21 protein-coding genes are annotated in these 25791 nt (G+C 64.5%); 16 read left to right on the top strand and 5 right to left on the bottom strand.

The window, feature by feature from the left end; translation table 11 throughout:
- Positions 1–140: 140 nt before the first annotated feature.
- Together IVB36_RS07685 and IVB36_RS07680 are read right to left on the bottom strand one after the other, a co-directional pair.
- Complete coding sequence (locus tag IVB36_RS07685) at positions 141–2711, bottom strand: FtsX-like permease family protein (protein WP_247391065.1); 2571 nt, start codon at positions 2709–2711, stop codon at positions 141–143.
- On the bottom strand, positions 2708–3430 hold the full coding sequence (locus IVB36_RS07680; RefSeq protein ID WP_018459825.1) for an ABC transporter ATP-binding protein: 723 nt from the start codon (positions 3428–3430) through the stop codon (positions 2708–2710). The genes IVB36_RS07685 and IVB36_RS07680 overlap by 4 nt, the downstream gene beginning before the upstream one ends.
- A 55-nt stretch (positions 3431–3485) precedes the next feature.
- Here IVB36_RS07680 and IVB36_RS07675 point away from each other — a divergent pair, with 55 nt between their 5' ends.
- The 12 genes from IVB36_RS07675 (at position 3486) to IVB36_RS07620 (ending at position 17563) form a co-directional block, all read left to right on the top strand.
- Positions 3486–4121 carry an arylesterase gene (locus IVB36_RS07675; RefSeq protein WP_026233885.1) on the top strand — a complete coding sequence of 212 codons (636 nt, stop codon included), beginning with the start codon at positions 3486–3488 and terminating at the stop codon, positions 4119–4121.
- A gap of 174 nt (positions 4122–4295) precedes the next feature.
- On the top strand, positions 4296–4832 hold the full coding sequence (gene thpR, locus IVB36_RS07670; RefSeq protein WP_007598862.1) for an RNA 2',3'-cyclic phosphodiesterase: 537 nt from the start codon (positions 4296–4298) through the stop codon (positions 4830–4832).
- A 217-nt stretch (positions 4833–5049) separates the two neighbouring features.
- Positions 5050–6234, top strand: coding sequence for a cell division protein ZapE (gene zapE, locus IVB36_RS07665; protein WP_085348694.1), 1185 nt, complete (start codon positions 5050–5052; stop codon positions 6232–6234).
- 183 nt (positions 6235–6417) lie between these two features.
- Positions 6418–7386: a malate dehydrogenase gene (mdh, locus tag IVB36_RS07660; protein ID WP_007598869.1), complete on the top strand. Its 969-nt coding sequence runs from the start codon at positions 6418–6420 to the stop codon at positions 7384–7386.
- 220 nt (positions 7387–7606) lie between these two features.
- Positions 7607–8803 carry an ADP-forming succinate--CoA ligase subunit beta gene (sucC, locus tag IVB36_RS07655; RefSeq protein WP_018459829.1) on the top strand — a complete coding sequence of 399 codons (1197 nt, stop codon included), beginning with the start codon at positions 7607–7609 and terminating at the stop codon, positions 8801–8803.
- Between the two features lie 4 nt (positions 8804–8807).
- On the top strand, positions 8808–9287 hold the full coding sequence (locus IVB36_RS07650) for a DUF1579 family protein (RefSeq protein ID WP_007604324.1): 480 nt from the start codon (positions 8808–8810) through the stop codon (positions 9285–9287).
- A 34-nt stretch (positions 9288–9321) separates the two neighbouring features.
- Positions 9322–10206, top strand: a complete 885-nt coding sequence (gene sucD, locus IVB36_RS07645) for a succinate--CoA ligase subunit alpha (RefSeq protein WP_018459831.1) — start codon at positions 9322–9324, stop codon at positions 10204–10206.
- Positions 10207–10343: 137 nt separating this feature from the next.
- Positions 10344–13313, top strand: coding sequence for a 2-oxoglutarate dehydrogenase E1 component (locus tag IVB36_RS07640; RefSeq protein WP_247391063.1), 2970 nt, complete (start codon positions 10344–10346; stop codon positions 13311–13313).
- A 179-nt stretch (positions 13314–13492) separates the two neighbouring features.
- A complete protein-coding gene (gene odhB, locus IVB36_RS07635) occupies positions 13493–14728 on the top strand; it encodes a 2-oxoglutarate dehydrogenase complex dihydrolipoyllysine-residue succinyltransferase (protein WP_026233886.1) in 1236 nt (411 codons plus the stop codon).
- 64 nt (positions 14729–14792) lie between these two features.
- Positions 14793–15542, top strand: coding sequence for an SDR family oxidoreductase (locus IVB36_RS07630; RefSeq protein ID WP_026233887.1), 750 nt, complete (start codon positions 14793–14795; stop codon positions 15540–15542).
- Between the two features lie 56 nt (positions 15543–15598).
- Entirely contained in the window at positions 15599–16999 is a 1401-nt protein-coding gene (gene lpdA, locus IVB36_RS07625) for a dihydrolipoyl dehydrogenase (RefSeq protein WP_018459835.1), read from the top strand.
- A 33-nt stretch (positions 17000–17032) separates the two neighbouring features.
- A complete protein-coding gene (locus IVB36_RS07620) occupies positions 17033–17563 on the top strand; it encodes a hypothetical protein (protein ID WP_018459836.1) in 531 nt (176 codons plus the stop codon).
- Positions 17564–17721: 158 nt separating this feature from the next.
- Here IVB36_RS07620 and IVB36_RS07615 read toward each other — a convergent pair whose 3' ends face one another.
- Positions 17722–18312 carry a DUF4337 domain-containing protein gene (locus tag IVB36_RS07615; protein ID WP_026233888.1) on the bottom strand — a complete coding sequence of 197 codons (591 nt, stop codon included), beginning with the start codon at positions 18310–18312 and terminating at the stop codon, positions 17722–17724.
- 117 nt (positions 18313–18429) lie between these two features.
- Here IVB36_RS07615 and IVB36_RS07610 point away from each other — a divergent pair, with 117 nt between their 5' ends.
- Entirely contained in the window at positions 18430–19002 is a 573-nt protein-coding gene (locus IVB36_RS07610) for a hypothetical protein (protein WP_018459838.1), read from the top strand.
- 4 nt (positions 19003–19006) lie between these two features.
- Here the strand turns inward: IVB36_RS07610 and IVB36_RS07605 are convergent, their stop codons facing one another.
- On the bottom strand, positions 19007–19972 hold the full coding sequence (locus tag IVB36_RS07605; protein WP_018459839.1) for a tyrosine recombinase XerC: 966 nt from the start codon (positions 19970–19972) through the stop codon (positions 19007–19009).
- 112 nt (positions 19973–20084) lie between these two features.
- Here IVB36_RS07605 and IVB36_RS07600 point away from each other — a divergent pair, with 112 nt between their 5' ends.
- Complete coding sequence (locus IVB36_RS07600) at positions 20085–22295, top strand: primosomal protein N' (RefSeq protein WP_018459840.1); 2211 nt, start codon at positions 20085–20087, stop codon at positions 22293–22295.
- A gap of 194 nt (positions 22296–22489) precedes the next feature.
- Here the strand turns inward: IVB36_RS07600 and IVB36_RS07595 are convergent, their stop codons facing one another.
- Complete coding sequence (locus IVB36_RS07595; protein ID WP_026233889.1) at positions 22490–22999, bottom strand: septal ring lytic transglycosylase RlpA family protein; 510 nt, start codon at positions 22997–22999, stop codon at positions 22490–22492.
- Positions 23000–23646: 647 nt separating this feature from the next.
- Here IVB36_RS07595 and IVB36_RS07590 point away from each other — a divergent pair.
- Both IVB36_RS07590 and atpA read left to right on the top strand, forming a co-directional pair.
- On the top strand, positions 23647–24207 hold the full coding sequence (locus IVB36_RS07590; RefSeq protein ID WP_027566412.1) for a F0F1 ATP synthase subunit delta: 561 nt from the start codon (positions 23647–23649) through the stop codon (positions 24205–24207).
- Entirely contained in the window at positions 24207–25736 is a 1530-nt protein-coding gene (gene atpA, locus IVB36_RS07585; RefSeq protein WP_018459843.1) for a F0F1 ATP synthase subunit alpha, read from the top strand. The genes IVB36_RS07590 and atpA overlap by 1 nt, the downstream gene beginning before the upstream one ends.
- Positions 25737–25791 lie beyond the last annotated feature (55 nt).

The raw sequence follows: 25791 nt of genomic DNA, 5'->3' as shown, positions 1-25791 counted from the left end.
ATATGTGGGAAACTAACACATTCGCTGCAACCGTCCACGCGCGGCTGAATGTCGCCCTTACCTGCAATCCAGACGAGCGGACGTGGTTAATCGCTGGAATCGTGCGATTTCGCTCCCGTGCCGCCGCCCGCTACCATTTGTCACAAATTCCGCAACACCGTGGCGGGCTTTTTGTTCAACGCCAGCAGGGTGCCGGCGAGCCCGAGGCCGACCGTGACGACCAAGGCAGCCGCGACCACGCCGGCTGCGCTGCCGCCCTGCCAGACGAAAGTGAGGGTCATCAGCCGGGTCACGATCATCCAGGCCGCGACGCTGCCGGCGAAAACGCCGAAGACCGCGGTGGCAAGCCCGATCAGGAGGTATTCGAGCGCATAGGCGCCGAGCAGCCGCAGCCGGGTCGCGCCCAGGGTCTTGAGGATCACCGCATCGTAGACCCGGTGGCGATGGCCGGCGGCGAGCGCGCCGCCGAGCACCAGGATCGCCGAGATCAGGGTCACCGCGCTGGCGCCGCGGATCGCCAGCGCCAGGTTGGTCACGACCGAGCCGACCGTCTCCATCACCTCGCGCACGCGCACGCTCGTCACCATCGGATAGGCGTCAGCGACCTCCTTGATGATCTTGCCGTCGCCGGCCGCATCGCCGCCGGCTTCCGTCAGCGTCGCGATGTGGGTGTGCGGCGCGCCCTTGAATGCGTTCGGCGAGAACACGAGGACGAAATTGATGCCGAGGCCCTGCCAGTCGATGCTGCGCAGATTGCTGATCTTCGCGGGGATGTCGCGGCCGAGGATATTGACCACGACCTCGTCGCCGACCTTGAGGCCGAGTCCGTCCGCGATCTTCTTCTCCATCGAAACCAGCGGCGGGCCGGAATAATCGGCGCTCCACCACTGGCCCTCGACCACCTTGGAGCCCTTCGGCAGCTCGGCGGTATAGGTCAGGCCGCGGTCGCTCTGCAGCACCCACTCGGAATCGGTGCTGGGCTTGAGCTCCTCGGCGCGGACACCACGGGCTCCGACGATCCGTCCGCGCAGCATCGGCACGTCGTCGACTTTCGCGCCAGGGGCGATCTGGCGCAGGTATGTGTCGAACTGCTCGGCCTGCGTGCTCGGAATGTCGATGAAGAAGAACGATGGCGCGTGCTCGGGCAGCGCCGCCAGGAACTGCCGGCGCAGATTGCCGTCGATCTGGGTGATGGTGACGAGCACGGCGAGCCCGAGCCCGAGCGACAGCACGACCGAGGGCGTCAGCGCGCCCGGCCGGTGGATGTTGGCAATCGCAAGTCGCAGCATCGGCCATCGCGTGCGCGGCAGCCGCCGTGCGATCGTCATCAGCAGGGCGGCAATGCCGCGGAGCAGCGCGAACACGACCACGGAGGAGGCCACGAACACCGCGGCGATGCGCTTGTCGAAGGACAGCCCGATCACGACCGCGATGAGCAGCGCGATCACGACGGCCATGAAGACGAGATAGCTCCAGCGTGGCCGATGCCATTCGGAGCTGATGGTGTCGCGGAACAGCGCCGCCACCGGCACGTCGTGCACTCGCCCGAGCGGCCACAGGCCGAAGGCAAGCGCCGTGAGCAGCCCGTAGACGAACGACAGCGCGAGCTCGTCGGCATGCACCGCCGGCACCACCGGCAGGGGCAGCAGCTTGCCGAATAGGCCGACGATCGCGAACGGCATGGCGGCGCCTAGTGCGAGGCCGATCACTGAGCCGATCGCGGCGAGCAGGAGAACCTGGGCGAGATAGATGCCGAACACGTCGCGCCCGGTGGCGCCGACGGCCTTGAAGGCCGCGATCACCTCGAGCTTGTGGTCGATATGGGCCTTGACGGCATTGGCAACGCCGACGCCGCCGACCAGCAGCGCGGCGAGGCCGACCAGCGTCAGGAACTGCGTGAAGCGGTTGATGTTGCGCTCGAGCTGCGGCGAGGCATTGGAGCGGCTGCGGACCTCCCAGCCGGCCTGCGGCGCGGCGTTGCGGGCGTCCGCGATGAAGGCGTCGGTGGCGCGCTCGTTGTTGGCGATCTCCGGCAGCTTCACACGATAGACCCAGCGCACCAGGCTGCCGGGTTGGACGAGCCCTGTCGCGCGCAGGCCCGCTTCGCTGATCAGGAAGCGCGGGCCGAAGCCGATGCCGCCTGCGAGCTTGTCGGGCTCGGCTTCGACGGCGCTGCGGATCTGGAACGTCGCAGCCCCGACGGTGACGCGATCGCCGGTCTTGAGCGACAGCCGCGCCAGCAGTGTCGGATCGGCGGCCGCGCCGAACGCGCCGTCGCGCTCCGCGAGCAACTCGGACATCGGCAGCGGCGGCGCCAGCGTCAGCTGGCCCAGCATCGGATAGGTGTCGTCGACCGCCTTCATCTCGACCAGGGCCAGCTTGCCCTCGGCCGAGCGCGCCATGCCGCGCAGTGTGGCGGCGCTCGAGACGGTGCCGCGCGAACGCAGGAAGGCGACTTCCTCCGGCTTCGCCTCGCGCTGAAACAGGACGAACGACACGTCGCCGCCGAGCAGCGTACGGCCTTCGCGGGCGAGGCCGTCGCTCAGGCTCGCCGAGACCGAGCCGACGCCAGCGATGGCCATCACGCCGAGCGCGATGCAGGCAATGAAGACGTAGAAGCCGCGCAGGCCGCCGCGCAATTCGCGCAGCGCGTAACGCAGCGACAGCGCGACGCCGTTGGGCTTCGCAAACGGTGCGGCAGCAGCACTCATGCCGGCGCCGACTGCGTGTCGATGCGCCCCGAACGGAGGCGGATCACGCGATCGCAGCGCTGCGCGAGCGAAGAATCGTGCGTGACCAGCACCAGCGTCATGCCGCGCTCGGCATGCTTGCTGAACAGGAGGTCGACGATCTGTTGTCCCGTGGCTTCGTCGAGATTGCCGGTCGGCTCGTCGGCGACGAGGATCGCTGGATCGGGTGCCAGTGCGCGGGCCAGCGCCACGCGCTGCTGCTCGCCGCCGGAGAGTTGGGTCGGATAATGATGCAGACGGTCGCCGAGCCCGACCGATTGCAGCTCCTGCGCCGCGCGCTTTGCGGCGTCGGGATTGCCCGCAAGCTCGAGCGGCACCGCGACATTCTCCAGCGCGGTCATGGTCGGGATCAAATGGAAGGACTGGAAGACGATGCCGACCTGGCGGCCGCGGAAGCGGGCCAGCGCGTCCTCGTCGAGGGCATTGAAAGGCGTGCCGTTGACCACCACCTCTCCGCTATCAGGACGCTCCAGCCCCGCCATCACCATCAGCAGCGTGGATTTGCCCGAACCTGACGGGCCGATCAGGCCGATCGTCTCGCTCCGGCCCACGCGCAAGCTGATATCCTTGAGGATGTGAACGCGTGCCGCGCCCGTACCCAATGACAGATTGACGTTGGAGATGGCGATGGTGTCGGCCGAACTGTCGGCGAGCGAAGAGGAAGAGATGCGAGTGTCCATGGTCCGGTCATATGGCAACTCCGCCCGCGCGGTCGAGAGGCGTTACGGATTGTTCATGCACATAGCCGTGTTGATGTTCGCTTTGATGACCGTCGCAAATCCGGCATGGGCTGAGGCGGCGAAACCGATCAAGCTGGTGGTTCTCGGCGATTCCCTGAGCGCGGGTCTTGGCCTCCCGGCCCAGGAAGCGTTCCCCACAAAGCTTCAAAAAGCTTTACAAGACAAAGGCATAGAGGTCGGCATGACCAATGCCGGGGTATCCGGCGACACCTCCTCGGGGGGCCGTGACCGGCTCGACTGGTCGGTCCCTGACGGAACCGACGGTGTGATCATCGAGCTCGGCGCCAATGATGCGTTGCGCGGCATCGATCCCGATTTGACCCGCACCGCGCTGACCGAGATCGTCCAGCGCCTCAAGGCGCGCAAGATCGCGGTGATGCTGTGCGGCATGCTGGCGCCGCCGAATTACGGCGCGGATTATGCTGCGCGCTTCAATTCGATTTATCCGGATCTGGCGAAAAAATTCGGCGTGCCGCTCTATCCGTTTTTTCTCGATGGTGTCGCGGCCGATGCCAAGCTCAACCAGGCCGACGGCATTCATCCGACCGCGGCCGGCGTCGATATCATCGTCAAGAATATCTTGCCTACGGTTGAGGCATTCCTTGGCACCATCGCTGAGCAACGGCGTTGAAAACCAGGCAGCGCTAACCGTAATTCCGAGGGTTTTACCGGAGTAAGGCGCGCGATGCTTCGCAGGGTCACACAACTGCGATAGGAATTAGGGTACCGGTGATTCGTCGCCGGCTCTAAAATTTGGATATGATCTTGCCCTGGGATCATGCCCAAGCATCGGGAGTGCGAAACGATGCCGCGTTTGTTCACTGGTCTGGAAATTCCGGCCGAGATTGGCCAGTCGCTTTCCAATTTGCGGGGCGGCCTTCCCGGCGCCCGCTGGATCGATCCCGAAAATTACCATGTCACCCTGCGCTTCATCGGCAATATCGATGGCATGTCCGCCAACGAAATCGCCTCGATGCTGTTTCGCGTCGACCGTAAGCCGTTCGAGGTGAAGGTGCAGGGTTTGCAGAGTTTCGGCGGACGCAAGCCGCGCGCGGTGGTCGCCACCATCGTGCCGAGCAAGCCGCTGATGGAATTGCAGGCCGAGCTCGAGCGCCTGATGCAGCGGATCGGCCTCGACCCGGAAGGCCGCAAGTTCATCCCGCATGTCACGCTGGCCCGGCTGCACGACGCCACCGACCGTGACGTCGCCGATTATCTCTCGCTGCGTGGCTATTTTCCCAGCAAGGCATTCACGGCCGAACGTTTTGTTTTGTTCTCGTCCCGCGCCTCAACCGGCGGCGGCCCGTATGTGGTCGAGGACGCCTACGAGCTGTGTGAGTAGCGAAGCTCTCGTGCCCCGGACGCTGCGCAGCGCGAAGCGGTGCGCTGCAGAGCCGGGGCCCATTACGCGGCGATAGACGAACGGTCCTGTACGAAACAGTCGGTCCCGGCTCTGCGCAGCGTCACTGCGTGCCGCAGCGCGTCCGGGACACGGAATGCATGGCGCCCCGCCCCAATTCACGGCTTGCAATTTCCGCTCATCTCTGGCGGTAAAGAGCATGCTCTCGACCCCCAGTTCCTCATTCCGCGAGGCCTATCAGGCCCAGATCGCGTCCGGCGCGATCGAGCCCGACGCTGCGCAGGCTGAAATCGCCGACGCCTATGCCGCGCTCGACCAGCGGCTCGCCGATTACAAGCCGCCGCGCAAGCAGGGCCTGCTCAGCCGCCTGTTCAGCAGCGACAAGGACGAGGCGCCGCACGGGCTCTACGTCCATGGCGAGGTCGGCCGCGGCAAGACCATGCTGATGGATCTGTTCTTCCAGCACTCGACAGTCGAGCACAAGAGGCGCGCCCATTTCCACGAATTCATGGCCGAGGTGCACGAGCGCATCTACGATTATCGCCAGGGCATCGCGCGCGGCGAGATTGGCGACGGCGACGTCATCGCGCTGACCGCGCATGCGATTTTCGAGGAGAGCTGGCTGCTCTGTTTCGACGAATTCCACGTCACCGACATCGCGGACGCGATGATCTTGGGCCGCCTGTTCGCAAAGCTGCTGGAGCTCGGCACCGTGGTGGTCGCGACCTCCAACGTCGCGCCTGACGACCTCTACAAGGGCGGCCTGAACCGTTCGCTGTTTCTGCCCTTCATCAGGCAGATCACCGACCACATGGACGTGCTGCGGCTCGACGCGCGCACCGACTTCCGGCTGGAAAAACTTCAGGGCGTACCGATGTGGCTGACGCCGGCAGACACCGAGGCGGACGCCGCGCTCGACCGCGCCTGGTCGAAGATGTCAGGCGGCGCCAAATGCAAGTCGCGCGATATTTCGATCAAGGGCCGCATCCTGCACGTGCCGTGCTCGGCCCACGGCGTGGCGCGCTTCACGTTCGCCGATCTCTGCGACAAGCCGCTCGGGGCATCCGACTATCTCAGGCTGGCGCACGACTATCACACCATCCTGGTCGACCATATTCCAGTGATGGATTTCTCCCAGCGCAACGCCGCCAAGCGTTTCATTACGTTGATCGACACGCTGTATGACAATGCCGTGAAGCTGATGGCCTCCGCCGATGCCAACCCGATCTCGCTCTATCTTGCCAATGAGGGCAACGAGGCCAACGAGTTCAAGCGCACCGCGTCGCGCCTGATCGAAATGAGCTCGGAATCCTATCTGGCGCTGCCTCACGGCCGCAAGGATTCCACCGCCAGCGGCTCGACCAAGGGCTTGGTCGAGACTTAAGTCCTATTTGCCAGCGCTGTCATTCCGGACTCGGCGCTTCCCCAAGCCCCGGAATGACAAGGTTGCGCTTGAATACGCGGCAAGCCCGACAATTGGGCAACCCGTGACTTGAACGGGGGAGGCGAAAGGGATAACCACCCGTCTCAGTTTTCCCCTCCTTACGTGTCTAAAGGACAGGCTCACATGGCGCGCGACAAGATTGCTTTGATTGGCTCCGGTCAGATCGGCGGAACGCTGGCTCATCTCATCGGCCTGAAAGAGCTGGGCGACGTGGTGATGTTCGACATCGCCGAGGGCGTGCCGCAGGGCAAGGCGCTCGACATCGCGCAGTCCTCGCCGGTCGACGGCTTTGACGCGCACTACACCGGCGCGAACTCCTACGAGGCGCTCGACAACGCAAAGGTCTGCATCGTCACCGCCGGCGTGCCGCGCAAGCCCGGCATGAGCCGCGACGACCTCCTCTCCATCAACCTCAAGGTCATGGAACAGGTCGGCGCCGGCATCAAGAAGTACGCTCCCGACGCCTTCGTCATCTGCATCACCAACCCGCTCGACGCGATGGTCTGGGCCCTGCAGAAGGCCAGCGGCCTGCCGCACAAGAAGGTCGTCGGCATGGCCGGCGTGCTGGATTCGTCGCGCTTCCGCTACTTCCTGGCCGACGAGTTCAACGTTTCGGTCGAAGACGTCACCGCCTTCGTGCTGGGCGGCCATGGCGACACCATGGTGCCGCTGGTAAAATACTCCACCGTCGCCGGCATCCCGTTGCCCGATCTCGTCAAGATGGGCTGGACCTCGCAGGCGCGCCTCGACGAGATCGTCGACCGCACCCGCAACGGCGGCGCCGAGATCGTCAATCTGCTCAAGACCGGCTCGGCCTTCTATGCTCCGGCGGCTTCCGCGATCGCGATGGCCGAGAGCTATCTGCGTGACAAGAAGCGCGTGCTGGCCTCGGCCGCCTACCTGAACGGCGAATACGGCGTGAAGGACATGTATGTCGGCGTGCCCGTCGTGATCGGCTCCAAGGGCGTCGAGCGCGTCGTCGAGATCGAGCTCGTCGGCAAGGACCGCGAAGCCTTCGACAAGTCGGTCGGCGCAGTGCAGGGTCTGGTTGACGCCTGCAAGAAGATCGCGCCCGATCTTCTGGGCCGCTAAACCCAACATTCCCCGCCGAAGATCGAAAAACCGGTCTTCGGCGGTTTCACTTCCGGGCCCCCGCTGCAACTCTTGTAGAGGACGGGGCGGGCTCCGGATCGGCAGTCCAGAGATCGATGTCAGAGAATCCGGGTTGCAGTTCCTGTGGTATATGGTATGCCAGCCACAAGACTGAGGTGGGCCTACGAGGTCACCGCCCGCGGGTTCAGGGAGCGACTAAATGAATATCCATGAATATCAGGCCAAAGCGCTGCTGAACGAGTTCGGTGTCGCGATCTCGAAGGGCGTTCCGGTCCTGAAGGCAACCGATGCGGACGCGGCGGCAAAGGCACTCCCGGGCCCGGTCTGGGTCGTGAAGAGCCAGATCCACGCCGGCGGCCGCGGCAAGGGCAAGTTCAAGGAAGCGTCGGCCGGCGACAAGGGCGGCGTCCGCATCGCCAAGTCGGCCGCGGAAGTTTCCGAATTCGCCAAGCAGATGCTCGGCGCAACGCTCGTCACCATCCAGACCGGACCCGCCGGCAAGCAGGTCAACCGCCTCTACATCGAGGACGGCTCAGACATCGACAAGGAATTCTACCTCTCGATCCTGGTCGACCGCGAGACCTCCCGCGTCTCCTTCGTGGTGTCGACTGAGGGCGGCGTCAACATCGAGGACGTCGCGCACAACACGCCTGAGAAGATCGTGACCTTCTCGATCGATCCCGCGACCGGCATCATGGGCCATCACGGCCGCACCGTCGCGAACGCGCTGAAACTCTCCGGCGATCTCGCCAAGCAGGCCGAGAAGCTCACCGCGCAGCTCTACGCGGCCTTCGTCGCGAAGGACATGTCGATGCTGGAGATCAACCCGCTCGTCGTGACCAAGCAGGGCCAGCTCCGCGTGCTCGACGCCAAGGTGTCGTTCGACGACAACGCCCTGTTTCGTCACCCCGAGGTGCTCGCGCTGCGCGACGAGACCGAGGAAGACGCCAAGGAAATCGAGGCGTCCAAATACGACCTCAACTACGTCACCCTCGACGGCAATATCGGCTGCATGGTCAACGGCGCCGGTCTCGCGATGGCGACGATGGACATCATCAAGCTCTACGGCATGGCGCCGGCGAACTTCCTCGACGTCGGCGGCAGCGCCAGCAAGGAAAAGGTCGCGGCCGCCTTCAAGATCATCACCGCGGATCCCAACGTGAAGGGCATCCTGGTCAACATCTTCGGTGGCATCATGAAGTGCGACGTGATCGCCGAGGGCGTCACGGCCGCCGTGCGTGAAGTCGGCCTCAGCGTGCCGCTGGTGGTTCGCCTCGAAGGCACCAATGTCGAGCTGGGCAAAAAGATCATTCGTGAATCCGGCCTGAACGTGGTGCCGGCCGACAATCTCGACGACGCCGCGCAGAAGATCGTGAAGGCCGTCAAGGGAGGCTGAGGCCATGACTCAGGACCATCTCGCTGCATCATCCCCGCTGCCGGAGCACGCGCGTCTTGCCGCGTTCGCCGGTGAATGGAATGGCGAAGAGGTGGTCTTTCCGTCGCGCTGGACGGAGGGTGGAACGGCGACTTCTCGCGTCGTGGCCCACATGGATCTCAATGGCTTCTATCTGATCCAGGACTCGGTCCAGACCCGCGACGGCAAGCAGAGCTTCGCCACCCACGGCATCTTCACCTTCGACCGCGAAGACCGGACCTACAAATTGTTCTGGTACGACTCGCTCGGCTACACGCCGCCTTCGCCCGCCTCCGGCGGGTGGGTCGGCAAGACCCTGACGCTGGTGCGCGGCTCGCTCCGCGGCAATGCGCGCCACGTCTATGAAATCATCGACGACGATTCCTATTCGTTGAAGATCCAGTTCTCGCCGGACGCAGAAGGCTGGGCCGACGTGCTCACCGGCGTCTACCGCCGCATCCACTGACCTCTCACTCGTTAGTTTCGCGAAAGCAGACCTCATGTCCATCCTGATCGACAAGAACACCAAGGTCATCTGCCAGGGCTTTACCGGCAAGAACGGCACCTTCCATTCGGAGGCCGCGATTGCCTATGGCACCAAGATGGTCGGCGGCACCTCGCCCGGCAAAGGCGGCGCGACGCATCTGGGGCTGCCGGTGTTCGACACCGTGCGCGAGGCGCGTGAGAAGACCGGTGCCGATGCATCGGTGATCTATGTGCCGCCGCCGGGCGCGGCCGATGCGATCTGCGAAGCCATCGACGCCGAGATCCCGCTGATCGTCTGCATCACGGAAGGTATCCCGGTCATCGACATGGTCAGGGTGAAGCGTTCGCTGGCCGGCTCCAAGTCGCGCCTGATCGGGCCGAACTGCCCGGGCGTCATGACCGCCGGCGAGTGCAAGATCGGCATCATGCCAGCCAACATCTTCAAGACCGGCAGCGTCGGCATCGTCTCCCGCTCCGGCACGCTGACCTACGAAGCCGTGTTCCAGACCACCCAGGAAGGCCTCGGCCAGACCACCGCGGTCGGCATCGGCGGCGACCCGGTCAAGGGAACCGAGTTTATCGACGTGCTGGAAATGCTGCTCGGCGACCCCAAGACCGAGTCGATCATCATGATCGGCGAGATCGGCGGTTCCGCCGAGGAGGACGCCGCCCAGTTCCTCAAGGACGAGGCCAAGCGCGGCCGCAAGAAGCCGATGGTCGGTTTCATCGCCGGTGTCACGGCCCCTCCCGGCCGTCGCATGGGCCACGCCGGTGCGATCATTTCGGGCGGCAAGGGCGACGCCGGTTCCAAGACCGACGCGATGAAATCGGCTGGAATTACAGTGTCGCCATCTCCCGCGCGCCTCGGCCACACGCTTGCCGAAAAATTGAAATCTTGATTCACACCTTCGTAATTTTCCGGGCGAAGTTTCGCAGCAAATAGGGTAAATGGTGCCTGTCGCGCTGGTCCTCTGCCGGGGAGCCCAGCGCCAGCGCCGTTTGTTATGCGCGAACCGAAATCGCCAGGAACTCAAGTATGTCTCGCCAAGACGCGAACGCAGCCTTTGCCCTCTCCTCCTTTTTGCAGGGCACCAACGCCACCTACATCGACGAAATCTACGCCCGCTACGAGAAGGACCCGTCCTCGGTGGATGCCGAGTGGCAGGACTTCTTCAAGAGCCTCAACGACCAGCCGGGTGACATCAGCAAGAACGCCCAAGGCCCGTCCTGGGAGCGCGCCAACTGGCCGCTGACCCCGCAGGATGATCTGACCTCCGCGCTCGACGGCAATTGGGCGGAAGTCGAGAAGACGGTCGGAGCCAAGATCGCTGCCAAGGCGCAGGCCAAGGGTGGCGATAAGAGCGGCGGCCTCTCCTCCGCCGACCTTCTCCAGGCCACCCGCGACTCGGTCCGGGCCCTGATGCTGATCCGGTCCTACCGCATGCGCGGTCACTTCCACGCCAAGCTCGATCCGCTCGGCATCGAAGCCCAGCGCAATCGCGAAGAGCTCGACCCGCGGACCTACGGCTTCAGCGAAGCCGATTTCGACCGCAAGATCTTCCTCGACCATGTGCTCGGTCTCGAATACGCCAGCTTGCGCGAAATCACCGCGATCTGCGAGCGCACCTACTGCCAGACGCTCGGCGTCGAGTTCATGCACATCACCAACGCGGCGCAGAAGGCGTGGATCCAGGAGCGGATCGAGGGGCCGGACAAGGAAATCTCGTTCACCCGCGAAGGTCGCCGTGCCATCCTGATGAAGTTGGTCGAAGCCGAAGGTTTCGAGAAATTCTGCGACACCAAGTTCACCGGCACCAAGCGCTTCGGCCTGGACGGTGCTGAATCGCTGATCCCCGCGCTCGAGCAGATCATCAAGCGCGGCGGCAATCTCGGCGTGAAGGAGGTCGTGCTGGGCATGCCGCACCGCGGCCGCCTCAACGTCCTGACCCAGGTGATGGGCAAGCCGCATCGCGCGCTGTTCCACGAGTTCAAGGGCGGTTCGGCCAATCCTGATGCGGTCGAAGGCTCGGGCGACGTCAAATATCACCTCGGCGCGTCTTCGGATCGCGAGTTCGACGGCAACCGCATCCATCTGTCGCTGACCGCCAACCCCTCGCATCTGGAGATCGTCGATCCCGTGGTGCTCGGAAAAGTCCGCGCCAAGCAGGATCAGCACGGCGATCCGCCGGATATGCGCATCTCGGTGATGCCGCTGCTGATGCACGGTGACGCCGCGTTCGCCGGCCAGGGCGTGGTCGCGGAATGTTTCGGCCTGTCGGACCTGAAGGGCTACCGCACCGGCGGCTCCGTGCACTTCATCGTCAACAACCAGATCGGCTTCACCACCTATCCGCGTTATTCCCGTTCGTCGCCTTACCCGTCCGACGTGGCGAAGATGATCGACGCGCCGATCTTCCACGTCAACGGCGACGATCCGGAAGCCGTCGTGTTCGCGGCCAAGGTTGCGACCGAGTTCCGGCAGAAATTCCACAAGCCCGTCGTCATCGACATGTTCTGCTACCGCAGGCATGGCCATAACGAGGGCGACGAGCCGGCTTTCACCCAGCCGGTGATGTACAAGAAGATCGCGGCCCATCCGTCGACGCTCGAACTCTACGCCCGCCGCCTCATCAGCGAAGGCGTGTTGACCGGGGGCGAGGTCGAGAAGGCCAAGGCCGACTGGCGCGCGCGGCTCGATGCCGAACTCGAAGCCGGCTCCGGCTACAAGCCCAACAAGGCCGATTGGCTCGACGGCAAATGGGCCGGCTTCAAGATCGCCGATCAGGAAGAAGATGCGCGGCGTGGCGTCACCGGCGTCGACATCGCCGCCCTGAAGGACATCGGTCGCAAGATCACCAAGGTGCCGGACGGTTTCCGCGTCCACCGCACGATCCAGCGCTTCCTAGAAAACCGCGCCAAGGCGATCGACGGCGGCACGGGCATCGACTGGGCGACCGGCGAAGCGCTGGCGTTCTGCACGCTGCTCAACGAGAACCACCATGTCCGCCTGTCCGGACAGGATTCGGAGCGCGGCACTTTCTCGCAGCGCCACTCGGTCCTGATCGACCAGGAAGACGAGAGCCGCTACACGCCGTTCAACCATCTCGGTCACGAGCAGGGCCATTACGAGGTCATCAACTCGCTGCTGTCGGAAGAAGCCGTGCTCGGCTTCGAATACGGCTATTCGCTCGCCGAGCCGAACACGCTCACCCTGTGGGAAGCGCAGTTCGGCGACTTCGCCAACGGCGCGCAGGTCGTGTTCGACCAGTTCATCTCCTCGGGTGAGCGCAAATGGCTGCGCATGTCCGGCCTCGTCTGCCTCCTGCCGCACGGCTATGAAGGCCAGGGACCGGAGCACTCCTCGGCGCGTCTGGAGCGCTATCTGCAGATGTGCGCGGAAGACAACATGCAGGTGGTCTATCCGACCACGCCGGCGAACTACTTCCACGTGCTGCGCCGGCAGCTTCATCGCGAGATCCGCAAGCCGCTGATCGTGATGACGCCGAAGTCCCTGCTGCGTCACAAGCGGGCGGTGTCGCGTCTCGAGGAGCTCGCGAAGGGAACGACCTTCCACCGCATCCTCTATGACGACGCCCAGATGCTGCCGAGCGAAGCGATCAAGCTCGTTCCCGACGAGAAGATCCGCCGCATCGTGCTCTGCTCGGGCAAGGTCTATTACGACCTCTACGAGGAGCGCGAGAAGCGCGGCATGGACGACATCTATCTGATGCGCGTCGAGCAGCTCTATCCGGTGCCGCTCAAGGCGCTGGTGGCCGAACTGTCGCGCTTCAAGAAGGCCGAAGTGGTGTGGTGCCAGGAAGAGCCGCGCAACATGGGTGCCTGGCACTTCATCGAGCCCTATCTGGAGTGGGTGCTGAACCAGGTGAACGGTGCGAGCCGGCGTCCGCGTTATGTCGGCCGCGCCGCCTCCGCTGCGACCGCCACGGGTCTGATGTCGAAGCATCAGGCGCAGCTGAAGGCGTTCCTGGACGAAGCATTGAGCTGAGAAGTTTTTACACCTCGTCATGCCCCGCCTTGTGCGCAATTGCGCACCGGGGCGGGGGATCCAGTATTCCGCGCCGCCCGTCTCTATCACGACTGTCACGGCGTACTGGATCGCCCGCATCCGCGGGCGCTGACATCTGCACCTATGTCCGCATTGGCGATCTCCTTAAGGAAAAGACCATGACTGAAATTCGTGTGCCGACCCTCGGCGAATCCGTCACCGAGGCCACCATCGGCCGCTGGTTCAAGAAGGCCGGCGATCCCGTCGCCGTCGACGAGCCCTTGGTGGAGCTCGAGACCGACAAGGTCACCATCGAAGTCCCGGCGCCCTCAGCCGGCACGCTGAGCGAGATCATCGCCGCCGATGGTGCCACCGTCGCCGTCGGCGCGCTGCTCGGCCAGATTACCGAAGGCGCCGCCGGCGCTGCCAAGCCGGCAGCTGCGCCCGCGAAGCCCGCGGCTGCCGCTCCTGCGGCCGCTGCTGCTCCCGCCGCGGCGAAGGCGCCACCGGCCGATGCGCCGCTCGCTCCCTCCGTGCGAAAGCTCTCGGCCGAGACCGGCGTCGATGCCTCGACCGTTCCCGGCTCCGGCAAGGACGGGCGCGTCACCAAGGGCGACATGCTCGCCGCGATCGAGCGTGCGGCCTCAGCGCCGACCCCCGTCAACCAGCCGGCCGCAGCGGTTCAGGTCCGCGCACCGTCGCCGGCCGATGACGCCGCCCGCGAAGAGCGCGTCAAGATGACCCGGCTGCGCCAGACCATCGCGCGCCGCCTCAAGGACGTGCAGAACACCGCCGCGATGCTCACGACCTTCAACGAGGTCGACATGACCAACGTCATGGCGCTGCGTGCCCACTACAAGGATGCGTTCGAGAAGAAGCATGGCTCGAAGCTCGGCTTCATGGGCTTCTTCACCAAGGCCGTCGTCCAGGGGCTGAAGGACATCCCGGCCGTCAACGCCGAGATCGACGGCACCGATCTGATCTACAAGAACTACTATCACATCGGCGTCGCCGTCGGCACCGACAAGGGCCTCGTCGTGCCCGTGGTGCGCGACTGCGACAACAAGTCGATCGCCGACATCGAGAAGGGCATCGCCGATTTCGGCCGCCGCGCCCGCGACGGCCAGCTCAAGATCGACGAGATGCAGGGCGGCACCTTCACCATCACCAATGGCGGCATCTACGGCTCGCTGATGTCGACCCCGATCCTGAACGCGCCGCAGTCCGGCATCCTCGGCATGCACAAGATCCAGGAGCGGCCGATGGTCGTCGGCGGCAAGATCGAGGTCCGCCCGATGATGTATCTGGCGCTGTCCTACGATCACCGCGTCATCGACGGCAAGGAAGCCGTGACCTTCCTTGTCCGCGTCAAGGAGAGCCTGGAAGATCCGGCGCGCCTGGTGCTCGATCTCTGATCGCTGATGCTCTGCGAGCGCCGTCGCCTTTCGCGACGGCGCGTGTCGAACTATGGAGGCGCGCGTGACGGATAAAGTCGTTGTCATCACCGGCGGCAGCCGCGGCATCGGCCGTGCGACCGCAATTGCCGCCGCGGCACGCGGCTTCCGGATCGTTGTCGGCTATGCCAGCAACAAGACGGCCGCCGATGAGGTGGTCGCCGAGATCGCGGCCAGCAACGGCAAGGCCATCGCGGTGAAATGCGACGTCGCCGAGGAAAGCGACATCCTGGCGCTGTTCAAGGCCGCGGACGCGTTCGGCACGCTCGGCGCGCTCGTCAACAATGGCGGTATTGTCGGGACCAGCGGCGTGCGCGTCGACGAGATGTCGGCCGAGCGCATCCAGCGTGTGATGGCGGTCAACGTCACCGGCTCCATCCTCTGCGCGCGCGAAGCCGTGAAGCGGATGTCGACCAGGCATGGCGGCCAGGGCGGCGTCATCGTCAATCTGTCGTCGGTTGCGGCCAAGCTCGGCGCGCCGAACACCTATGTCGACTATGCCGCGTCCAAGGGCGCGATCGATTCCTTCACCATCGGCCTCGGCTATGAGGTTGCCGGCGAGGGCATTCGCGTCGCGGGCATCCGCCCCGGCCTGATCGACACCGAAATCCACGCTGCCGGCGGTGAGCCCGACCGCGCCCATCGCTTGGCCCATATGGTGCCGATGAAGCGCGTCGGTACGGCCGATGAAGTCGCCAATGCCATCGTCTGGCTGATGTCGGACGATGCCTCCTACGTTACCTCAGCCATTCTCGATGTGTCCGGCGGACGCTGACGCGCCGCGCGGACGCTGACACATCCTTCAACGCTAAACTTACGGGACTTTCTCTCATGGCTACCTACGATCTCGTCGTCATCGGCACCGGACCGGGCGGTTATGTCTGCGCGGTGCGTGCAGCGCAGCTCGGCATGAAAGTCGCCGTGGTGGAAAAGAACGCGACGCTCGGCGGCACCTGCCTCAATGTCGGCTGCATGCCGTCGAAGGCGCTGCTGCATGCCTCCGAAATGTTCGAGGAGGCCGGGCATTCCTTCGCCAAGATGGGCGTCAGCGTCTCCGCGCCGAAGCTCGATTTGCCTGCGATGATGAACTTCAAGCAGCAGGGCATCGACGGCAACGTCAAGGGCGTCGAGTTCCTGATGAAGAAGAACAAGATCGACGTGCTCAAGGGCGCCGGCAAGATTCTCGGCACCGGCAAGGTCGAGATCTCCGCCGACGGCAAGTCGCAGGTCGTCGAAACCAAGAGCATCGTGATCGCCACCGGCTCGGACATCGCGCGGCTCAAGGGCATCGAGATCGACGAGACCCGCATCGTGTCGTCGACCGGTGCGCTGTCGCTGGACAAGGTCCCCGGCAAGTTGCTGATCGTCGGCGCCGGCGTGATCGGCCTCGAGCTCGGCTCGGTCTGGCACCGTCTCGGCGCCGAAGTGGTCGTCGTCGAATTCCTCGACCGCATCCTGCCCGGCATGGACGGCGAGATCGCCAAGCAATTCCAGCGCATCCTGGAGAAGCAGGGCTTTGCCTTCAAGCTCAGTGCCAAGGTCACGGGCGTGGACACCTCCGGCAAGACGCTGAAGGCGACGATCGAGCCCGCCGCGGGGGGCGCTGCCGAGACGCTGGAGGCCGACGTCGTTCTCGTCTGTATCGGCCGTGTGCCGTACACGGAGGGGCTCGGCCTGAAGGAAGCCGGTGTTGCACTCGACAATCGCGGCCGCGTGCAGATCGACCCGCATTTCGCCACCAGCGTGAAGGGCGTCTATGCCATCGGCGACGTCGTCGCGGGCCCGATGCTCGCGCACAAGGCCGAGGATGAAGGCGTCGCGGTTGCCGAGATCATCGCCGGGCAGGCCGGCCACGTGAACTACGATGTTATCCCAGGCGTCGTGTATACCACGCCGGAAGTATCCTCCGTCGGCAAGACCGAGGAGGAGCTGAAGCAGGCGGGCGTGGCTTATACGGTCGGAAAGTTTCCCTTTACCGCCAACGGGCGCTCCAAGGTCAACCAGACCACCGACGGCTTTGTGAAGATTCTCGCAGATGCGAAGACCGATCGCGTCCTCGGCGTGCACATTATCGGCCGCGAAGCCGGCGAAATGATCCATGAGGCAGCCGTTCTCATGGAGTTTGGCGGCAGCGCGGAGGATCTCGCGCGCACGTGCCACGCGCACCCGACGCGCTCCGAGGCCATCAAGGAAGCCGCGCTTGCAGTCGGCAAGCGGGCCATCCATATGTAGGTCGCGCCCAGCGCCGAATCGGGCGGGAAACACATGCTACGCCGCCTGCTTCAACCGGTCTGGGTCCTGCTTGCGATCATCTTCCTGATCGAAGCCTGGCTGTGGGACCATCTCGAACCGATCGTCGCGCGGGTTGTCGCAATCGTCCCGCTTGCGCGGTTCAAGCAATGGCTGTCGGACCGCGTCGATGCGCTGTCGCCAGCGATGACGCTGATCGTGTTCGCTGTACCGATCGTCCCGCTGTTTCCGCTCAAGCTGGTTGGCCTGTGGCTGCTCACGCACGAATACTGGACCAGCGCGGTCTTCACCATCGTGTTCGCAAAGCTGCTCGGGGTCGGCGTCACCGCCTTCGTGTTCGACGTGACGCGCGACAAGCTGATGGAGATGGCGTGGTTCGAGCGGCTCTATGATCTGGTGCTGAAGCTGCGTGCCAAGGCCGCCGAGCTGGTCGATCCGGTCAAGCGACGCATCAAGGAGCTGATCGCCGGCAACGGCGAAGGCTGGTCCTCCCGCACGCTCCGCCTGATCCAGCGCTTTCGCAAGAGCGTGCACGAAGCGCGGTGAAGCCTCACCGCAGACTCGCTGTCATCGCCCGGCTTGACCGGGCGATCCAGTATTCCAGAGACGGCAATGGCTACGGAGAAGCCGCGGCGTACTGGATGCCCCGGTCAAGCCGGGGCATGACAGCGCGCATGTCGCTGCGCTCATGCGGGCTACGAGCCTCAATGCAGATGCAGCAGATGCGGCGACCATGCGCCGAGCATGGTCATCCCAAGTCCGGCAAGCGACAGCAGGCCCGCGATCCAGGCGAGCGGCAGCATGCCGGTGATGATGGTGGCTGAGGCCAGCACGATGCCGATCTGGAAGGCGGCGGACGCCAGCTCGAAGTGATGATATTTCGCAGTCGCCTCGTCGCGCTCATGCTCGGCGTGCTTGGCCTTTTCGGCCAGCTGCTCGGTGCCTTCGCCGGTCTCCGGCTCGGAGCGGTAGCGCTGCGCGGTCTTCTGCCAGTCCTCGATCTGCTTCTGCACGGCCACCTTGTTGGCCTCGTCGCTCGCCGCGCCGAGGATGAGCTTGCCCTGGTCGGCCATGGTCTGCACCACGGTGCGGCGGATGCTCTTGGCCTGGAAGAACGCCCAGAGGTTGGAGGCCTCGACGTTCTTGCTGATCGATTCGGTCTGGGCGCCCTTGCCGAGCGTCTCGGAGATCGCCAGGAACAGCGCCAGAACCGCGATCAGGAGCGCGATCTTCTTGTTCGAGCCGGACGCGTGTTCGGCGTGCTCGGCATGCTCCATGCTTTCATGTGCGCTCATAAATCCCTCCTGCCTGTTTACCAACGATTGACCGAACTGCGCGACGGGCGCAAGTGGCAAGCCGCGATGGCCGTTGCAATTAAGGGTTTCGCGTCGGGGCTGATCTAGTCCTGTCCCATGACCACAGCGGAATTCATCGCAGCCTGCGTCTGGCCTTCCATCCTCGCATCCGCGCTTGCGCTGCTGAAGGCCCGCAACACCGCGGCCTTTCCGTTCGTCGGCAAGATTGTCCTCGCGCTTGGCCTGACCTACATCGGCCTGTTGCGGTTTTATGACAAGAGCTCGATCATCGCAGTCAACGACGTCCATGTCGGCCTCGTTGTTCTGGGCCTGATTATCGTCGGCTCGCAGCTGCGACAACCTCCGCTGTACGGCTCATGGCGTGACCAGGCGAAGGCGTTCGCCTCGATGATCCTGATCGTGCTGCTCGGCAGCGGTCTTGCATGGTATGCCGGACGAATGCTGTTTCTCGATCACCTGACGTCCCGCCTTGTGATCGAAGGCCGTGTCGATCGTGCGTGGAGGTCAGGTAGCCGCCGCAAAGCGGACTATCTCGTTCGCATCGCGGGCCAACCGGTGAAGGTCACGGCGCCGCTGTACGAGCGGCTGGAGACGTTCAGGCCGATGGTCCGCGTCGAGGTCGGGCGCGGCTCGAACTACGTCTACGATATCGAGTATCTCGCCAACTGAGCCGCTATCGGCGCGGATGCGCGCTGGCATAGACTTCCAGCAGCCGCTCGGCATCGATGCCGGTATAGATCTGCGTGGTCGAGAGCGAGGCATGGCCGAGCAATTCCTGGATCGCGCGCAAATCGCCGCCGCGTGACAACAGGTGCGTGGCGAAGGAATGCCGGAGCGCGTGCGGCGTGGCGCTGTCGGGCAGGCCGAGCGCGCCGCGCAGCCGCTCCATCGCGAGCTGGATGATGCGCGGGCTCAAGGGCCCGCCGCGTGCGCCGACGAAGATCGGCCCCTCCGCCGGCAGCGGATACGGGCACATGGAAACGTATTCTTGCACCAGTGCGAGCACGTTCTGGAGCACCGGCACCATGCGGGTCTTGTTGCCTTTGCCCGTCACGATCAGCACGTCGCCTTCACCGGGACGCGGGACCTCGCGGCGCGTCAGCCCCAGCGCTTCGGAGATGCGCAGGCCTGAGCCGTAGAGGAGAGCCATCACGGCGGCGTCGCGCGCAAGAATCCAGGTCTCGCGGTCCTCGCCGGCGCGCTCGTCGGCGTCCGCAAGACGTTTGGCCGACGCCATCGGCAGCGGCTTGGGCAGGCTCTTTGCGACTTTCGGCGCGCGGATCGCCGAGAGCGCCCCGACCTTGCCCTTGCCTTCGCGCTCGAGAAAGCGGCCGAACGAGCGCAGGCCCGCGAGCGCGCGCATCAGGCTGCGGCCGGCAATATCGTCGGCGCGGCGCATCGCCATGAAGGCTCTGATATCGGTGGCCTCCAGCGCGGCGAAACGCTTTAGCGTCACTCGCTCGCCCCAATGGCCGCAGAGGAAAATCAGGCACTGCCGCAAATCGCGGGCATAGGCTTCCAGCGTCTTCGGCGACAGCCGCCGCTCCGCGCCGAGATGCGACAGCCAGCGCGTCATCTCCCGCGCGATGTCAGGATCGGCGCTGGCGAGCTCGATTTGTGGGGCGGCCGCTTTGCTCATGCGCTCTGGACGTGGTGATTCCACTCAGTATATCGCATCACACTCGTTTATCGTTCGCTAAGGCCGCCTCAGGGCGCTAGCCTTGAAGCCCCCGGGTTCCGATTCCCCCTCCATGGATCACACGTCGCGCAGCAACGCCGTCTCCGCCAACGCGACCCGCATGGTCGACGTGCTGGTGCCGGTCGCGCTCGACCAGACCTATTCCTACAAGGTGCCGCGCGGAATGGAGCTGAAGGCGGGCGATATTATTGGCGTGCCGCTCGGCCCGCGCGAGGTGCTCGCCGTGGTCTGGGCCGAAAACGCCAATCCTGATCCGCGCCTGCACAACCGCCTCAAGGAGGTCAGCGAAAAGCTCGACATCCCGCCGTTGAAGCCCGAGCTGCGTGCGGTCGTGGACTGGATCGCCAATTACACGTTGAGCCCGCGCGGCATGGTGCTGCGCATGTGCCTGCGGATGGGCGAAAACCTCGGCCCCGAGCGGGTGCGCGCCGGCGTGCGCCTGGTCGGCGATCCGCCAAAACGTCTGACGCCGGCGCGGCAGCGCCTGATCGAGGTGCTGTCGGACCGGCTGCTGCACGGCAAGTCCGAGGCGGCCAGAGAGGCCGGGGTTTCGGCCGGCGTGATCGACGGCCTCGTCGACGAAGGAACGCTCTCGGTCGAGCCGATGCCCCCGCCTCCGCCGCCGCCGGCCCCAGATCCGGATTTCAGCCGGCCGGATTTTTCGCCGCTTCAGCGCGCCGGGGTCGATGCCATGCGCGCACTCGCCGCCAACGGCAGCTTTCACGTCGCGCTGCTCGACGGTGTCACCGGCTCGGGCAAGACCGAGGTTTACTTCGAAGCCGTCGCCGAGGCGATCCGCCGCGGAAAACAGTCGCTCATCCTGATGCCGGAGATCGCGCTCACCGGCCAGTTCCTCGATCGCTTCGCGCAGCGCTTTGGCGTGCGCCCTCTGGAATGGCATTCCGAGCTGACGCCGCGCACCCGCGCGCGCAATTGGGCGGCGATCTCCGAGGGCAGCGCGCCGGTTGTGGTCGGCGCGCGCTCGGCGCTCTTTCTGCCCTACGCCAATCTCGGCCTCATCGTGGTCGATGAAGAGCACGACCAAGCCTACAAGCAGGACGAGGGCGTGCATTATCACGCCCGTGACATGGCGGTGGTGCGCGCGCATATCGCAAAGGTTCCGATCGTGCTGGCGTCGGCGACGCCGTCGGTCGAATCCGAGGTCAATGCGCGCAAGAACCGCTATCAGCGCATCGCTCTGCCGTCGCGCTTCGGCGGCCAGCACATGCCACATATCGAGGCCATTGACATGCGCCGCGAGCCGCCGGCGCGCGGCCGCTTCATCTCGCCGCGGCTGGCGTCCGAGATCAGGACCGCGATCGAGCGGCGCGAGCAGGCGCTACTGTTCCTCAATCGCCGCGGTTATGCGCCGTTGACGCTGTGCCGCGCCTGCGGCCATCGCTTCGCCTGCACCATCTGCGATGCCTGGCTGGTCGATCACCGCTTCCGCCAGCGCCTCGTCTGTCACCATTGCGGCTTCTCGATGCCGCGCCCGCAAACCTGTCCGCATTGCGCGGCGGAGGAATCGCTGGTCGCGGTCGGGCCCGGCGTCGAGCGCTTGCAGGAGGAGGCGGCGGCGCTGTTCCCGGAGGCCCGCACCATGGTGCTGTCGAGCGATCTCATCACCTCGATCGAGACGATGCGCTCCGAGCTGAACGACATCGCGGAGGGCCGCGTCGACGTCATCATCGGCACCCAGCTCGTCGCCAAGGGCCACAATTTTCCGCGGCTCAATCTGGTGGGCGTGGTCGATGCGGATCTCGGCCTGTCCAATGGCGATCCGCGCGCCTCCGAGCGCACCTGGCAGTTGCTCAACCAGGTGATCGGCCGCGCCGGGCGCGAGCAGGGCCGTGGCATCGGTTATCTCCAGACCCACCAGCCCGATCATCCCGTGATGAAGGCGCTGATCGCCTGCGACCGCGAAGCGTTCTACGATAGCGAGATCGATTTGCGCGAACGCACGCTCTATCCGCCGTTCGGGCGGCTCGCGAGCCTGATCATTTCCGCCGGCGACCGGCCGAGCGCCGAAGGCTTTGGCCGCCACCTCGTTGCGCTCGCGCCGCGCGACGAACGCGTTGTGGTGCTGGGCCCGGCGGAAGCCCCGCTCGCGGTCATCAAGGGCCGCTACCGCTTCCGCATCCTGGTGAAATCGGCGCGCGGCTTCGACCTGTCGGATTATCTGCGCAACTGGCTTGCCGCATGCCCGAAGCCGAAGGGCAATCAAAAGCTCGAAGTCGACGTCGATCCGCAGAGCTTTTTGTGAGCTGCAAAACTCCCCGTCATTGCGAGCGCAGCGACTTGTCCGCCGAAGCTTTAGCGAAGGCGGAAGCAATCCAGAATCCCTCCACGGAGGCAGTCTGGATTGCTTCGTCTCTCCGCTCCTCGCAATAACGGCGGAAGAACAAACAAAAAGCCCGCCGTCCCCCAAGACGGCGAGCTTGTTTCAGGCGTCGCGCTTTAGGAGACGACTTCGGCAGTGACGCGGCCGACGCCGGCGCCGGTGAGGCCGATGGCACGGGCAGCGCCCGTGGAGAGGTCGAGGACACGGCCGCGGATGAACGGGCCACGGTCGTTGATGGTGACGATGACGCTCGAGCCGCCATGGGTGACACGCAGCTTGGTGCCGAACGGCAGTGAACGGTGCGCCGCGGTCATGGCGTTCTGGTTGAAGCGCTGGCCGGAGGCGGTCCTGCTGCCGGACTCGTTCCCGTAAAAGGAAGCCATGCCGGAGAAGGAACGTCCGGTGCCCTGCGACGGCGTCATCGATGCATTGGCGTTACGCCAATCGGAGGTCGTGTTGGCATCGGTCTGGGCGTGGTGGCGGTGATGATGGTGGGAATAGCGATGGTGATGGCGGGATTTGGCGGAAGCTTCGGTGGCAGTTCCCCCGATGAGAAGAGTTGCGGCAACAAAGGCGATCGCCTTACGCGGCCGGGTCACTGAGCCCAGCGTCTTCAAACAAAGCATATATTGGTCCCTAAGCTAGTATTGCCACATATGTGGCAAGTGGAGCCCCCGTAAGTTTGCGAGCGGGATCGCGTTTCGATTCCTAATGAGGCGTGAATTGGGCAGTAAATCCGTTCTGTGTCGCTGTGTAATATCTTGTTACCGGCAGGGATATTCGGCCGACATTCCGTAATATTGGAATTTAGCAGTTTGTTAACCTCTATATTACTCGCGAATACTGTAAAACGAAGTCATCGCTTTCCGCATTTAGAATTCAGAAAGTATTCGGCGAGTGGAGCCGGGAGGGCTGGAATCACGCCTCAGCGATCCGTGTTCATGGCGGCTATGCGCTGAGGGCAGGAACCAATCGCCGGCCTCGGCTCAGGGTTGGGCTTAAGCGCTGTGGCAATTCCGCGGCATGGCAAGGTCGTCGTCGCGTCGTCGTGGAGTGCGACGAACTGGCGACAGAACGTCATGCCTTTAATTTGGCGTCATGTTGCACGTGCGCGCCTGCTATGTTAGCAAAGCCGCGATTTTAACGAGCCCGGCACTTCCGTGCGGGGTCGAAAATCGAAGTCCCGCTTGAATTCCAAGGGCTTGGATCGCTAGGCGCCGCTTCGTGGCGACGGTTTTTCCCTTGCGAGTTTGACAGCAAAAAGAGCACGTCTGTGGCTGCAGAAGATACGTCCGTTTCCGGTGTGTCGGGCCGTTATGCAACGGCCTTGTTTGAACTGGCCCGCGACCAGAAAGTGGTCGACGAGGTCAAAGCCGATCTCGAAAAATTCGAGGGCATGCTGAACGAAAGCGCCGATCTGAAGCGCCTCGTCCGCAGCCCCGTGTTCGCGGCCGATGCCCAGTCCAGAGCCCTCTCGGCCGTGCTGGACAAGGCCGGCATCGCCGGCATCTCCGCCAATTTCCTGAAAGTGCTGACCGCCAACCGCCGCCTGTTCGCGGTGGCTGACGTCATCCGCGCCTATCGCGCCCTGGTCGCCAAGTTCAAGGGCGAGGCGACGGCCGACGTCACCGTGGCGGAGGCGCTCTCGGACAAGAATCTCGACGCCCTCAAGGTTGCCCTGAAGTCGGTGACCGGCAAGGACGTCGCGCTCAACGTGAAGGTCGATCCCTCGATCATCGGTGGCCTCGTGGTCAAGCTTGGCAGCCGAATGATCGATAGCTCGCTTCGCACCAAACTCAATTCGATCAAGCACGCGATGAAAGAGGCAGGCTGATGGACATCCGCGCCGCGGAAATTTCCGCGATCCTCAAGGACCAGATCAAGAATTTCGGCCAGGAAGCTGAAGTCTCCGAAGTCGGACAGGTGCTGTCCGTCGGCGACGGTATCGCTCGCGTTTTCGGTCTGGATAACGTCCAGGCCGGTGAAATGGTCGAATTCGAGAACGGCACCCGCGGCATGGCGCTGAACCTCGAAACCGACAACGTCGGTATCGTTATTTTCGGCGCTGACCGCGAGATCAAGGAAGGTCAGACCGTCAAGCGCACCCGCGCCATCGTGGACGCGCCGGTCGGCAAGGGCCTGCTCGGCCGCGTCGTCGACGCGCTCGGCAACCCCATCGACGGCAAGGGCCCGATCCAGGCCGACAAGCGCATGCGCGTCGACGTCAAGGCGCCCGGCATCATTCCGCGCAAGTCGGTGAACGAGCCGATGGCGACCGGCCTCAAGGCGATCGATGCCCTGATCCCGATCGGCCGCGGCCAGCGCGAGCTGATCATCGGCGACCGTCAGACCGGCAAGACCGCGATCGCGCTCGACACCATCCTCAACCAGAAGCCGCTCAACGCGCAGCCGGACGAGAACATCAAGCTGTATTGCGTCTACGTCGCGATCGGCCAGAAGCGCTCGACGGTTGCCCAGTTCGTGAAGGTGCTGGAAGAGCAGGGCGCGCTCGAATATTCGATCATCGTCGCCGCCACCGCGTCGGATCCGGCACCGATGCAGTACATCGCGCCGTTCACCGGCTGCACCATGGGCGAGTACTTCCGCGACAACGGCATGCACGCCGTCATCATCTATGACGATTTGTCCAAGCAGGCCGTCGCCTACCGCCAGATGTCGCTCCTGCTGCGCCGCCCGCCGGGCCGCGAAGCCTATCCGGGCGACGTATTCTATCTGCATTCCCGCCTGCTCGAGCGCGCGGCGAAGCTGAACAAGGACCAGGGTTCGGGCTCGCTGACGGCGCTGCCGGTCATCGAAACCCAGGCCAACGACGTGTCGGCCTACATTCCGACCAACGTCATCTCGATCACCGACGGCCAGATCTTCCTGGAAACCGACCTGTTCTTCCAGGGCATTCGCCCCGCGGTGAACGTCGGTCTGTCGGTGTCGCGCGTCGGCTCCTCGGCACAGACGAAGGCCACCAAGAAGGTCGCCGGCAAGATCAAGGGCGAGCTCGCGCAGTACCGCGAAATGGCGGCGTTCGCGCAGTTCGGCTCCGACCTCGACGCCTCGACCCAGCGCCTGCTCAATCGCGGCTCGCGTCTGACCGAGCTCCTGAAGCAGCCGCAGTTCGCGCCGCTGAAGATGGAAGAGCAGGTCTGCGTGATCTGGGCCGGCACCAACGGCTATCTCGACCCGCTGCCGGTCAACAAGGTGCGCGCGTTCGAGGACGGTCTGTTGTCGCTGCTGCGCGGCAAGAACGTCGAGATCCTCAACGCGATCCGCGACAGCCGCGATCTCTCCGACGACACCGCCGCCAAGCTGAAGTCGGTGGTCGAAGGTTTCGCCAAGAGCTTCGCATAAGAGAACGGTCGCAAGGCCGGGCTTCTTGTCCCGGCCTTCCGTGCCTCACTGCATG

The sequence above is a fragment of the Bradyrhizobium sp. 35 genome, assembly GCF_023073215.1.
Taxonomy (GTDB): Bacteria; Pseudomonadota; Alphaproteobacteria; order Rhizobiales; family Xanthobacteraceae; genus Bradyrhizobium; species Bradyrhizobium canariense_D.
This window is presented reverse-complemented; position numbering and strand designations above follow the sequence as displayed.